The following is a 12,994-nucleotide window of genomic DNA, read 5'->3' on the forward strand; positions in this document are numbered from 1 at the left end:
GTGTAAAGAGAGCGGCTACCTTAAGCAGGTAATGTGACAGTTCTGTTTCACCCTGAGCTGGGTTTGGCAGTCGATGAACCTAAAACGATGCAGATAGAGCAATATCGTTGTAATGATGAGCTGCTTTGTCTTAATAGTATCGTCTTTATTTCATATAAAACGCAATAAAATCATAGTGATATTCGGTTTTATTCAGAGGGCCGGTATAACCCGGAGCAAGTTAAGTGAGCTATTCTGGCCGGGTCCAATTAGCTCAGACCATTATTGAGCTTGCCTTAAAAGTGTCATATATCCGAGCTAGGATACCCGGATGAATGCTAATTGGCTAAAAAGATGAATAATGTCAGCAGTTTATGTTTAACTCTCTGTGTCAGTATCTTGCTGACTATGTTGGCACTCTTCATCGGTGACCTGAAATCTGTGAATGACATCGATTGGGTTGACGCCGTGGGCGAGGCCACCACGTCGATGATGGCAGCTATTTGGTTTATTCTCTTGCTGTTGTGTCGTCCAAGAGGCCGGGTTACCACGGTTTTGCTGCTGGGCTCTGCAATCTACTGGCTCACGACCTGGCTGGACCTATTGGATGAGTTCATTGCTTACCCGCTACAGAGCAACCTGTTTACCTGGCTTGAGTCGCTGCCTGCCCCAATCAGTATGACCTTGCTAACCTTGGGGCTAGTCACCTGGTATCGCGAACAGCAAGCGGTCAATCGTCAGCTGAAACAAAGAGAGCATTTTCATCGTGAACATAGCCTGATCGACCCCGTTACTCAGCTTTACAGCCTGCGCTACTTGTTGATCCAGCTTAACCGTGAAGCGGTATTGCATGATAAACGCAACCAGCCGCTTTCGTTGGTGATGGTTGATATAAAGGGTTTTGCTCAATACAACCGGGTACATGGTGTGCAAAAAGGCGACGAGTCTCTCAATGAGGTTGCCTCTGCGCTGGAAATTGCGCTGCGAGAAACGGATCTGGCGTGCCGTTACACCAGTGATCGGTTTGCGGTTTTACTGCCCGAAACACCACCGGATGAAGCCAGAGTACTGTCGCAGTTGATCCAGGAGTGCTGTAACTCAGCGCTAAAGGGGGCGTTGACGGTGACCACAGTACAGGCCACCCGAATTGCCGGGGAATCAGAGCACGCTCTGTTCGAACGATTGAATCAACAGCTGGCGGGAGCGAAACGCACGAGCTCTATGGCTATGGACGGGGAGGATGTGCAATGTCTTTGAAATTTGCCTATTTGCATGACAAGCGCATGCCGGCACACTTCCTGATTACCATATTAGAGCTGGCTGAACACTATCAGATAAAACCACAGCACCTGATCCGTGGGTCTCAGTTGTTTCTTGAAGATTTAGCCTATCCGGGGGCCCAGGTTGCCCCAATCAACGTACTTATTATCCTGAAAAAGCTCAAGCGAGAGCTTGCTGAGCAGCCGCAACTGGCAATGGAGCTGGGGCAAAGAATTGCGACCGGGCACGGTCATGTTTTGTTTGACTTGTGGCGTTATGCCCCTGACTTACACAGTGCACTGATGGCCTGGGCAAGAGTACAAAAAGGGTTTGAGACGCTGATCCAGTTTAATGTTGAGCGACACCAGGGCAAGCTGTATATCAGGCTGACTGAATCAGCGTCATTGAGTACTCAACAGCGAATGGTGTTTGAGATTGTCCTGTCGGCCTGCCGCTTATTGCTGAAAGAGCAGCTAGGTGCACAGACCTGGATACAGATAGAGCTGCCCTGGTCGCAACCCGGTCAGGATTTTCATTATCCGGTCTATCTGGGTGAGCATGTACGGTTTAATGCACCGCGTTGCGCGATTGTGCTGTCTGATGAGGTGATGTATCAGCCTTTTAAAGAGGCCAGTGCATTGCGCTTTGCTCAGGCAAAACGCAGTGCCAGCCAGCTACCGCACCCACCGCAATTACTTCAGGCACACTTACGCCGCTTATTTCGAAAGAACCTTGGACAGGCCTGGTCGCTGGAATATACCGCCAATTATCTGGGCATGAGTCCGGCCACACTGAAGCGTCGCCTCAAACAAGACGGCACTAATTTCAAATTGTTGGTTGATGAAGTGAGGGGGCAAGAAGCCTTGCACCTGATGGACCTCAATCAGTGGAATAACAGCCAGCTTGCCAGCACCATGGCGTTTGCTGATGTGCATAGTTTTCGTCGCGCATTTAAGCGCTGGACGGGCGCTGTGCCAAGTGCCTTTCGCTGTGGCTCTTAGGTTGTTGGGATTAGGTGGTACTAGAGCGTCATTGGTGAAAAAACATGAGGCCTGGCACTGAATTAGCAGTGCCAGGTTGTTCTGGGGTTACAAATCAAACGTGCGTGCAATCGAGAACACAAAGCGTTCGTCGGTATGCTCACCATCGATAGTCGTGTCTTCCACAGTAAAGGTTAGATCGAAATCAAACTGCGTGGTGGCGTAAGATACTGCATAATGCGTATAAGAACTGTCGAGTCCATCCCAGGCATATTTTTCAGCATCGAATGAGTTAGACACGTCGCCACTGAGGGTAATAGAATGGTTATCGGCAATATCAAACGTATGTGACAGCATTACAATGCTATGACCGACATCAACACCGAAATAGTCCCAGCTATACCATAAGTTGACATTGGTGGTGCCCAGGCTACTTGCGTAAGCAAACTTAGTGTAGGCTTCAGGGTAGTTATAGTCGCTGGACGCATCATCGCCGTGATAGGTGTAATATGCGATACCATAGTCTACCGTCCATGCGCTGGAAAGCTCTGAAGAGCGACCAACGTAAAAATCCCACTCGTGGCCTGTGTCATCGCCAAAGTCTACACCAGAGGCCCAGGTACCCACATACCAGCCAGCATCGGCTGCGTAGTCCAGGCTACCCTGAATGGTTGGGTCGCTCTGTGTCTGTGATACCCCGTTAAAGGTGTAGTCAGAAGTACCTGTAATGGTTGTCGACCAGCCAGCCATAGCCATGTTGGACAATAGAGCCAGAGGAAGTGCGCAGAGTGTTGTTTTTAAGTTAATTTTCATTTCTTTTGAACCTTAGTTTACGGTCTCGATACGGCTGAAGTCGATGGTATTCTCTTTAGGTGAACGGGTAATGTTGGCCACTGTTTTGAATTTGCTATAGCAAATATAGCTAAAACAGCCAAAAAAGAGCGCAATAACCAGTGCACCAACCCATTGTATCTGCAAAAAGTTTAGTTTAAATAGCAGCGTCAGCAATGACAAGGCGGCAATATTAAACAAAATATAGTTGCGTTTCCCGAGTTTTTTAACCGTCAACCCAAGGTTGTCTGTATACAGTCGAACTAATGAGTCCAGAGAATTGATCACGAAAATCACGCCAACAATCACCATAGCAAGATTTTTAATCCCTGCTGTGTTGATGCCTGCCTCATGATAGTGATACAAAACACCAAACCAGACAGCGATGGGAATAGACGGGAACACCAGCATTGCAGCCAGAACCTGATAGGTTTTCAGGCCACCAACAAAACGGGAGGTGAACTGGCCTATCATAATGCTCCATGCAAACCACCAGAACAGATAAAATTCGTGGTAATCATTTAGCGGCAACACAAACTCGTTGATATTGCTAAAGTAGTCACCCAGTAGCGCAATGTTATTCGTAAAGGCGTTCATCTCACTGTCACCAAATACGAACGCAGAGGCCCACATAAAGGCGATCAGCGCGAGAAACATCCAGGTCGTAGAGATACTCAGAATGCGCACATACTTCAGGCTGGTGCTTGAATACACCGCAAAACAAATAGCGGCGAACACGATGAGATAAAAGGTTGGAATAATGGACTCGCCATCGCCCACACTTGGCATATACCAGGGCAGGTTAGTCAGCAACAGATAGGCCGTAAAGGCGCAAGTACCAATAATAACGACATTATTGATAAATTTAACCCAGGGAATTTCGAAAAACTTCACCTTAGGTTCTATTACGCAGAAATAAAAACACGTCAGAAAATAAAATCCCCAGATCAGGAAGCCCCAAAAGCCAAATTCGATGGCAAGTGGATTGGCAAACGCATATTCTGGGCTTGCTTTTATGTCTGCGTAACTCGCAAACTCCGTCAGCGGAAACATGATAAGTCCAACATCCAGGCCGGACGTAAATAAGATAGCAATAAAGGTAAAAGTTTTAACCGGTGTCACACCGACACAGCGTAAATTCCCCCATTTTAATAGAATAAAAGCGATAGCAACCAGGGTGAATACAATGCCTGCACTAAGCCATACTGTCATTGTCACCCTCCCAAAACAAGTAAAAATAACTCATTGTCTCTCCGTTTTTTTGTTTCCGCATTAACCCGATACAACCAATTTGTACCGCGCACCACTGCAGATCCCGCGGCCCGGTTGGGCCGCAGGTGGCTTTGTTAAATCTCCGTGCTACGTTGTGCTGTCTGCCATTGTCTCGCAATGGCAACCTGAGCGTTGTTTGCTTTAAGGGCTGGCTGACCCAGAATAAGGTCAGCGGCTTTCTCTGCGACCATAATGGTTGGCGCGTTGAGGTTGCCGTTAGGGATGGTCGGGAAGATAGATGAATCCACTACATTCAGGCCATCAATACCATGTACCTGGGTGTTTGAATCCACCACGGCCATGTCATCTTCACCCATTTTGCATGAGCAGGACGGATGATAGGCGCTTTCGACTGCCTGGCGTACAAAGGCATCGATTTCAGCGTCGCTCTGTACGTCTTTACCTGGCTGAATCTCGCCATCTCGGTAGACATCAAAGGCCGGTTGTTCAATGATCTCACGAGTGAGTCGGACACACGCCCGGAAGCCTTCAATATCATCCTGATGGGCCAGGTAGTTAAATTGGATCTTAGGCGCCTGCGTGGGGTCGGCTGATTTAAGGGTGATCTCACCGCGACTTTTTGGTTTGTTGTGACCAATATGGACCTGGAACCCGTGTCCGTCAAACGCACTTTTACCGTCGTAGCGAATGGCCGCGGGTAAAAAGTGATATTGGAGATCCGGCCACTCTACGCCTTCTTTTGAGCGGATAAAAGCACAGGACTCAAAATGGTTGGTAGCGCCAAGACCTGATTTATTCAGAAGCCAGCGTGCGCCGATCAAGCCTTTAGAGAAGCAGTCCAGTTTGCCATTCAGTGTGATGGGTTGCTTACACTTATACTGGAAATAAAACTCCAGGTGATCTTGCAAGTTCTTGCCGACACCTGGCAGGTGGTGCTTAACCTCAACACCGGCGGCCTGCAAAGCTGCCTGGTCGCCGATGCCCGACAACTGCAACAAGTGAGGCGAGCCAATTGGGCCTGCACTTAAAATCACGCGACGTTCGGCGCTTACACTGTGGGTTTTACCTTTATATTGGTACTCAACACCGACCGCGCGTTTACCCTCTAGCAGTACTTTATGTACCAGTGCGCCGGTAACGATTGTCAGATTGTCACGCCCCTTTACAGGGTCAAGGTAAGCACGGCTGGCGGAGCATCGACGACCACCTTTCACCGTCATATGCATGGGACCAAAGCCTTCTTGCTGCTCGCCATTGTAATCTTGTGTGGTGGCATATCCTGCTTGTGCACCGGCTTCGATAAATGCGCGATACAGCGGGTTGGCCATTTCATTACCATTGTTGGTACCCAATGGACCATCATTGCCACGATAAGGGTCGTCGCCCAGATACCAGCTTTCAGCACGCTTAAAGTAAGGCAGGCAGGCCTGATAATCCCAGCCCTGTGCACCGTGCTGCTGCCATTCATCGAAATCTTTGGCGTGGCCACGTACATATACCATGCCATTGATAGACGACGAACCACCGAGTACCTTGCCGCGTGGGCAATGCATGACCCGGTTGTCCAGATAAGGCTCGGGCTCAGTATGAAACTGCCAGGCGTATTTGTCGGTGTTCATCGGAATTGACAATGCCGTGGGCATCTGAATAAAGATGCTTTTGTCACTGCCACCGGTTTCTAGTAGTAAAACCCTGTGTTGTGGATTGGCAGACAGTCTATTTGCCAGTACACAGCCTGCTGAGCCAGCTCCGACAATGATGTAGTCGAATACTTTTTTCATAGTCTGGCTCCTTTGCTTAAAATGGGCTTTCGATTTGGCTCATACCGACGTAAACAGACTTGGTCTGGGTGTAGTGACCCAGTGTTTCGATACCATTTTCGCGGCCAATACCAGATTTTTTGTAGCCACCAACTGGCATTTCGGCAGGAGAATTACCATAGGCATTGATCCAGGTAATACCGGCTTGCAGTTGGTGGATAACACGGTGTGCACGTTGAATATCACGGCTAAACACGCCAGCAGCGAGGCCTAAATGGGTGTTGTTAGCGCGTTCAATCGCTTCTTGTTCGTCATCGAACACCATGACGCACATCACCGGACCAAAGATCTCTTCGCGAACTATGGTCATGTCCTCATGACAGTCAGTGAAGATGGTCGGTGCGACAAAGTAGCCGTTAGGCGCAGATGCAGGGCTCAAGGCATGACCGCCGGTAAGCACGGTGGCTCCTTCTTGCTTGCCTTGCTCAATGTAATCCAATACCAGCTGCTGATGTTTTTTCGAGATCAATGCACCCAGGTTCACTTCGGGATCAAGTGGATCGCCCGCAATGATATTTTGCTCTGTACGAGTCTTGAGTTGCTCAAGAAACTGCTCATACACCCCGCGCTGAACATAAACACGTGTGCAGTTGGTGCAGATCTCGCCCTGTGTGTAGAAGTTGCCTAACATGGCAGCACTGACTGCCTGCTCGATATCGGCATCATCAAACACCAATAGCGGCGACTTACCGCCCAGTTCCATAGTCACGTCTTTAAGGTTAGAAGCCGCACTTTGCATGACTTTTTTACCTGTGCCCACTTCACCGGTGAATGACACTTTTTCAATTTCCGGATGCAGCGTGAGCCATTGCCCAACTTCAGCAGCGCCTTGTACAACGTTAAAGACACCAGCTGGCATACCGGCCTCGATAAAAATCTCGGCCAGCTTCAGTGCACCCAGCGGGGTTTCTTCAGACGGTTTAAAGATCAAGGCATTACCTGCCGCCAGTGCTGGGCCGGATTTCCAGCAAGCAATTTGCAGTGGGTAGTTCCAGGCACCGATACCCGCGCAAATTCCTAACGGCTCTTTGCGGGTGTAGTAAAAATCATTGCCGACCATCTGTTGCTGGCCAACCTGCGCAGGCGCCAGTCCAGCAAAATACTCGATTACGTCAGCACCGGTTTGAATGTCAACGCACTCGGCTTCTTGCCAGGGTTTGCCCGTGTCCAGCACTTCAATTTTAGCCAGTTCATCATTACGTTCACGTAATAGCGCCACTGCTTTATTCAGAATTCTGCTGCGCTCAATGGGTGCCATGGCAGACCACTGCGCAAACCCGGCTTTGGCACTGTCGATGGCTGCTTTTTGAATGTGCGTATCGGCCACTTCAACGTGATAAATGACTTCGTCGGTCGCGGGGTTTTTTACCGCAAACTGCTCGCCGGTCTGGTTGGCAAGATAGCGGCCGTGAATAAAGTTCTGGTAGACAGGTGTGGACATATTAGACTCCAAATTGTTGGATGAGGGACTGGATATAACGCTTGGCCAGATCCTGCGCGCTATCAAACTGCGCATCATCGGCTTTATTGAGAACGGCTCTGAGCCACAGGCCGTCGATCATGGCGGCACTCAGCTCTGCGGCTTCACGCGCTTTGCCTGGGGCCATTAACTGTTTAAACGAGTACAACAAATTGCTGTAAAGTCGACGTGCATTGACGCGTTGTAAGCGATGTAATTCAGCATCGTGCATGGAATGCGCCCAAAAGCTCAACCAGGTGCGGGTGGTGTCTCGCTGTTGTTGCACCACGGCAAAGTTGGCTTCGACAATAAACATCAGGCGTTGCTCAGGCTTGCATCCCTGAGCTGTGCGTTGCAATAAGCTGCGTTGCAGACTGCTCAGCAGATAGCGCACTGTGGCTTCTATGAGACCTTGTTTACCACCAAAATAGTGGCTAATGATCCCCGACGACATGCCAGCCTTTTTACTGATGCTGTTAATTGTGGTGGCCTGTAATCCAAGCTCAGCTACTGACTGCAAAGTCGCCTCAATCAGCTGTTGGCGACGTACAGGTTCCATTCCGACTTTGGGCATATTTTTATTAATTGATCGTTCAATAAAAATAAATTTTAAAGTGAATGGAGAGACAATTCAAGGTTGACAACTTGTAAATAACACTTTTGAGAAAATAGGAATCATATCTAACTAAATAATACATAAAGGCTTTATTGTGCATAAAACATCAATGAAACTTTGTTTTAATTGTCTGTTATTGCAGCGCAAATCGAACACATTGTGGCGAACATAGGTCATTTATGCAGGGATTGGACCTTATTAACGAAATTCAGGTGCTTTTTTATTGAGCATTTTTACTCACTATTCCAACTCTATGGATTGTTGATATTTTCACCTCATCAACTGATGGCTGTCCTTGTGTTTCGGGTCATTTATTACCGTTGTATGACCCTTTATTTGCTGCTAGGTTAAAAGCTGTCTGAGCAAAAGGAGATTAAAAAAATGATAAAAGTAAGGAACTTAGCTATTGCCTCTTTGGTTGCATCGGGGTTCAGCATGACACCCGTATTAATGGCACAAGAGGCTGTTCAGCCGCCACAGAGCAACGCACTTGCGCCACTACCAAAGTTGCAGCTTGACAGGGAATTACTCTGGGATGTGAAGCAATTCGTTAAATTGGCGAATAAAGTGAAGTTTTTTTACCCCAGCCAAGCCGTTGCGGACACCAACTGGGATAAGTTTATTGCTGAAACTGTGGTGGCGATGAGCCAGGCTCATCCATATCGGAGACATACTCTGGGTTTGCAAAGGTTGCGTGACATTGCGCCATTTATTCGTGCGCCATGGCAGCAACAGCCCACTTTATCTGGTGATACGCCCGCTGTGGCCTGGAAACAATCCGCTGCCAGAGCTTTTTATGCGTATCAGCGGACGCTCTCTTACCAAAAATACAGTGAAATCAAAGAGAGTGAGTTTTTACCGGAGCGTGATTTTGTGCGTGTCCGATATGGTTGGCACACGGTATTACTTCCTTTGGTTTTGTCTCAGGGTGCCAGTGAACAAGGCCAAAGTTACAGTGATTACCGTCACTGGAAGGTTGGCACGGACTTCGAGTCATTGCCAGTTTGTATGTCGACCGTGGCGGGAATGTGGAGTGAAATTAATCACTACTGGCCCTATTTTGAACAAGTTGAGGTGAACTGGCAGCGCGCGCTTGGCCGTTTGCTAAAAGCTTGTGCGGCCGAGACAAAGTTTGAACGGGCAAAAGCCATCCAGCGCGAATTTAAAACCTTGCAGGACAACCATGTTGCGATTTACTTCCCCGATGGTTATCAGCCCAAGCTCAGCTACGAGTATCCGTTTAGAATCAGGCGAGTAGAAGGCAAGGCAATTGTTACTGGGATCAGTGAGTCCGAAAGCCAGTCGCTGGATATTGGTGATGAGCTGATTGCGATTAATGGTGAGTCCTTTGAGAATCGGGTGGAGGAAAGGTCAAGTTGGCTTGCTCGTAGCGCGCATATCAGCATGTACTCAGCAACTTTGCTGTTAAATTACACCGCGTCAAATGACCCAATCCATGCTGTGTTCAGAAAAGCAGATGGCTCAACCGTTGAGATTGAAGCCACACCTGTGCCGGTTGGCAAAGCAAACTATACGTCACATCATCCTGTCGTACCAAGAGAGTCTAATGTGGTAACAGACTTGGGTGAGGGCATGTGGCAACTCAATTTATATAACCTGACTCAGGCAAACCTTGAAGAAGTCAAATTGCAGCTGCAAAATGCGCGCGCTGTGGTACTCGATTTAAGAAATTATCCGAGGGACTTTCTAGCCTGGCATGAGGGCTTATCATGGTTTATTAAACAGCCTGTTACGAACAATACGCTCTTTGAATATTGGCAAAAAGGGCCCGCACGACGCGCTCATTATCAGCTTCCTTTGCCATCGACGATTGAGGTCTCAACGGCCCCACTACATGTCCCTGTGATTGCTTTGTCATCAAAGACGGCACGTAGCCAAACTGAGTATGCACTGACCTTTGTCAAAGAAGCGGGCATACCTGTTCTGGGTGTGCCTACCTCTGGCATAAATGGCGATTATATGCCAGCCAGCTTTTTTAGTTCGGATCCAAACGGTGGCGTGACCTTACTTTATACTGGCTTGCGCGCAGATAATGCGGACGGTTCTCCTTTGATTGCGCGAGGTGTGCAACCTGATATTTATGTTGCCCGAACTCTGGATTCCATTATTGCCAATGAAGACAACCAGCGCTCGGCAGCAATTGCCCATCTAAAAGACCAGCTCTAACTAACGGCATTGAGTTTGATGTAAATAACAAGCCAGCGACATAGCTGGCTTTTTTACTTCAAAGTACACCAGATTGTAGCCTGAGTACTTATTCAATGGGCTTATCTGATGAGCAAAAAGGAATATGCTCACTGTGTCGTTATGACGGGATATTAAGTGGTACCCACGACTTTTTTGCACCTCTATTTCACTCAAAAGTCAAAATGCTTAGCTATACTTGCCGAAGATCTCTTTGTTAAGTAAGTGGTACATGGCCCGGTTAGTTATCTGTTTTTCTGCTTTGGTGATATTGCACAGCTCGCCTGCTGCGGCGCAGGAGTCGCAGGGATCTGTATTTACAATGTCGTTCGAAGAACTACTCGACCAGGATGTGACCGTTGCCGCGCGCAAAAGCGAATCTTGGCTGGCTTCATCCGGCACCGTTTATGTGATCAATCGCACAGACATCGAACGTTATGGCTGGCGAGATCTAAAGGAGATCCTCGCTTCGGTTCCCAATATGGACTACTTCTATCAATGGGCCTGGTTGCCCGGTGGGCAGAGGGGCTTTACGGGCAACATGTCAGGGACCTTGATGCTCATTGATGGTCGGGAAGTACAAAATCTACTGGCGAATGAAGCCTTTATTATGAACAACTTTCCGAGTGCCCGAATTGAGCGTGTCGAAATACTTCAGGGACCGAATTCTACGTTGTATGGGGGGAATGCAACACAAGGCGTGATCAACGTAGTCACTCGTCTGGAAAGCGGTGTGAATGAGGTCTCTTTAGCTGCGGGTGAGGTGGGTACGCGCTTTGGCCATGGCGTGTTGCATTATCAGTACGGAGACATTGAGCTAGCACTATCAGCCAGCTATTTTGAAAGCGATCTGGATTATCGTGAAATACGAGAATTTATTGTCGATGATGAAGCGTTCAGCCGTAACAGCAAAGATCCATTAAGAAACCACAACCCTGATGATTTTCGTAATCGCGAAAAAAATATCACCCTGGACAGTCGTCTGAACACCCCTTGGTTTTACTTTGGTAATAATCTTACCCGCACCACTAACGTCAGTGGTATTGAGGCCATCGCGTTTGATTATATTACGGGAGATGACGCTTATCGTGGCTACAGTAGCTATTATCTGGGTAAGGATTTACAACCCTCTGCCAACTGGTCAGGTAATATCGAACTGAGTTACTTCAGGGAATACAAAGAGAAATACCGCCTGAGTGTCGATAATACTGAACAGGCAAGTCGTTATGAAGCCTTGGTGTTATATACAGAGCGCGAAGATATCGGTCCGTCGGACAGAATTCGACTCAATACACAATGGACCTATCAGGCCAGCGCCGATCAGGACTGGATACTGGGATATGATGGTTGGCGTACCAAAATTGGCCGTAAGATCAAATATCGGCAAACTGAAGACGGCGTTAAACTGGTCACCCCAGACTCCTGGCCGACAGACAAAGAACGCTCTGATAAGCATGCGGTGTTTGGACAATATTCCAGGCTGTGGCACTTTGGCGAGCGCACGCTTAAGGTCAATGCCGGGCTCAGATATCACCGCCAGGATTACACCAATGCCAGCTGGTTGCCCCGGATAAGTATGGTCTATCAGCCAGACCCAGACCAGGCTCTCAAACTGACCTATGGCAAGGCGTTTCGTCCGCCAACGATTTTTGAATTCGATCTGGTGGTTGATGACGAGATTGAATCTCAAAGCATGCAGATGTATGAGCTCAACTGGAGCAGCAAGTTCCGCTGGCGCGAGATTGAATTTGCCAATATTTCTGCCCTGTATAGTATGCAAGCGAAGAACTTTTATCAAAAAGTTCAAGACCCGAATACCCAGATCTGGCGTACTATAGTGGCAGGAGAACACAGAGTCTCAGGTTGGGAAAACCAATTGCGTTGGCAGGCCCGGCGCTGGAACGGACAACTAGCTCTGCGTTATGTCTCGCCAGATAAAACCCAGGTAGCAGCGCAAACCGTCAGATTGGATGTGCCCAGCTACAAGGTTAAGCTAGGGCTGGGTTATACCCTGGCTCAGCACTGGCAGGTCAGTGCATTTGTCGACCATTGGGATAAAGTTCTGACCGAAGCCAACCGCTTTCAACAAAGCGGCACTGAAGTTGTTACGATACCAGCCTGGACGACCTTAAATGTTAACCTGACCTATACACAAGGTGGGGGCATCTTGGGTTTGTATATCGAAAACCTGTTCGACAAAACCTATTATCATGGCAATGCTCGGGGTGTCTCTCCTGTGAAGTATATTCAGGCGCCCCGAAATTTGCGCCTGAGCTGGTCATATCGATTCTAGTGAGTGACGAAGCCACCGTTGACGCATAAAGTCTGGCCGGTTATCCAGCGTGCTTCTTCACTGGCCAGAAAATCAATCATGGGCACCACGTCTTCGATCTTACCCAGACGATTCAGGACACTGGCTGTAAAGTGGGCGAAATGAATGACCCTTCGATGCATGAGCGATGTCAGTTTGTGTTTTATTCGCGCGCTCAGGGCAGCGCTCATGTGAAAGTTCTGCAAGGCACAAAAGTAACCCAAGTCAAAGTGTCAGGGGGGGTTACAGTGAACAATGTATCTGCTGTCAGGCAGCTTGTACTGGTAGGCAAGGGGGGCA

11 protein-coding genes are annotated in these 12,994 nt (G+C 48.4%); 5 read left to right on the forward strand and 6 right to left on the reverse strand.

The genetic code is table 11. The annotated features are described in order from the left end of the window. The first annotated feature begins 33 nt into the window (after positions 1-33). The 3 genes from AT705_RS25995 (at position 34) to AT705_RS22870 (ending at position 2,240) form a co-directional block, all read left to right on the forward strand. Positions 34-168, forward strand: coding sequence for a hypothetical protein (locus tag AT705_RS25995; RefSeq protein ID WP_257721235.1), 135 nt, complete (start codon positions 34-36; stop codon positions 166-168). Positions 169-321: 153 nt separating this feature from the next. Next, positions 322-1,236: a GGDEF domain-containing protein gene (locus AT705_RS22865; RefSeq protein WP_157576960.1), complete on the forward strand. Its 915-nt coding sequence runs from the start codon at positions 322-324 to the stop codon at positions 1,234-1,236. Next, positions 1,227-2,240, forward strand: a complete 1,014-nt coding sequence (locus AT705_RS22870) for an AraC family transcriptional regulator (RefSeq protein ID WP_058798630.1) — start codon at positions 1,227-1,229, stop codon at positions 2,238-2,240. The genes AT705_RS22865 and AT705_RS22870 overlap by 10 nt, the downstream gene beginning before the upstream one ends. Before the next feature lie 87 nt (positions 2,241-2,327). On the opposite strand, the gene AT705_RS22875 is transcribed toward AT705_RS22870, so the two are convergent. The 5 genes from AT705_RS22875 to betI form a co-directional block, all read right to left on the reverse strand. Continuing rightward, positions 2,328-3,032 carry a TorF family putative porin gene (locus AT705_RS22875; RefSeq protein ID WP_058798631.1) on the reverse strand — a complete coding sequence of 235 codons (705 nt, stop codon included), beginning with the start codon at positions 3,030-3,032 and terminating at the stop codon, positions 2,328-2,330. Between the two features lie 12 nt (positions 3,033-3,044). Next, complete coding sequence (locus AT705_RS22880) at positions 3,045-4,262, reverse strand: BCCT family transporter (protein WP_058798632.1); 1,218 nt, start codon at positions 4,260-4,262, stop codon at positions 3,045-3,047. 134 nt (positions 4,263-4,396) lie between these two features. After that, on the reverse strand, positions 4,397-6,064 hold the full coding sequence (gene betA, locus AT705_RS22885; RefSeq protein ID WP_058798633.1) for a choline dehydrogenase: 1,668 nt from the start codon (positions 6,062-6,064) through the stop codon (positions 4,397-4,399). Between the two features lie 16 nt (positions 6,065-6,080). Next, a complete protein-coding gene (betB, locus tag AT705_RS22890) occupies positions 6,081-7,544 on the reverse strand; it encodes a betaine-aldehyde dehydrogenase (RefSeq protein WP_058798634.1) in 1,464 nt (487 codons plus the stop codon). Between the two features lies 1 nt (position 7,545). After that, the gene (gene betI, locus AT705_RS22895; RefSeq protein ID WP_058798635.1) at positions 7,546-8,136 is read right to left on the reverse strand and encodes a transcriptional regulator BetI; all 591 of its coding nucleotides are present in this window, start codon (positions 8,134-8,136) and stop codon (positions 7,546-7,548) included. A 423-nt stretch (positions 8,137-8,559) separates the two neighbouring features. On the opposite strand from betI, the gene AT705_RS22900 reads away from it, so the two are divergent. Further along, positions 8,560-10,365: a hypothetical protein gene (locus tag AT705_RS22900; protein ID WP_058798636.1), complete on the forward strand. Its 1,806-nt coding sequence runs from the start codon at positions 8,560-8,562 to the stop codon at positions 10,363-10,365. 250 nt (positions 10,366-10,615) lie between these two features. Then, positions 10,616-12,676: a TonB-dependent receptor plug domain-containing protein gene (locus AT705_RS22905; RefSeq protein WP_058798637.1), complete on the forward strand. Its 2,061-nt coding sequence runs from the start codon at positions 10,616-10,618 to the stop codon at positions 12,674-12,676. Here AT705_RS22905 and AT705_RS25085 read toward each other — a convergent pair. Continuing rightward, on the reverse strand, positions 12,673-12,837 hold the full coding sequence (locus tag AT705_RS25085) for an SDR family oxidoreductase (protein ID WP_237113848.1): 165 nt from the start codon (positions 12,835-12,837) through the stop codon (positions 12,673-12,675). The two genes, AT705_RS22905 and AT705_RS25085, sit on opposite strands and share 4 nt — an antisense overlap. Positions 12,838-12,994: the final 157 nt, after the last annotated feature.

The organism is Pseudoalteromonas rubra (genome assembly GCF_001482385.1).
Classification (GTDB): Bacteria; Pseudomonadota; Gammaproteobacteria; order Enterobacterales; family Alteromonadaceae; genus Pseudoalteromonas; species Pseudoalteromonas ardens.

Excerpts from the sequence above, each read along its gene's own strand:
- AT705_RS22870 (WP_058798630.1), top strand. The coding sequence starts at position 1,227 with ATGTCTTTGAAATTTGCCTATTTGCATGACAAGCGCATGCCGGCACAC.
- AT705_RS22875 (WP_058798631.1), bottom strand. The coding sequence starts at position 3,032 with ATGAAAATTAACTTAAAAACAACACTCTGCGCACTTCCTCTGGCTCTA.
- AT705_RS22880 (WP_058798632.1), bottom strand. The coding sequence starts at position 4,262 with ATGACAGTATGGCTTAGTGCAGGCATTGTATTCACCCTGGTTGCTATC.
- betA (WP_058798633.1), bottom strand. The coding sequence starts at position 6,064 with ATGAAAAAAGTATTCGACTACATCATTGTCGGAGCTGGCTCAGCAGGC.
- betB (WP_058798634.1), bottom strand. The coding sequence starts at position 7,544 with ATGTCCACACCTGTCTACCAGAACTTTATTCACGGCCGCTATCTTGCC.
- betI (WP_058798635.1), bottom strand. The coding sequence starts at position 8,136 with ATGCCCAAAGTCGGAATGGAACCTGTACGTCGCCAACAGCTGATTGAG.
- AT705_RS22900 (WP_058798636.1), top strand. The coding sequence starts at position 8,560 with ATGATAAAAGTAAGGAACTTAGCTATTGCCTCTTTGGTTGCATCGGGG.
- AT705_RS22905 (WP_058798637.1), top strand. The coding sequence starts at position 10,616 with ATGGCCCGGTTAGTTATCTGTTTTTCTGCTTTGGTGATATTGCACAGC.
- AT705_RS25085 (WP_237113848.1), bottom strand. The coding sequence starts at position 12,837 with ATGCATCGAAGGGTCATTCATTTCGCCCACTTTACAGCCAGTGTCCTG.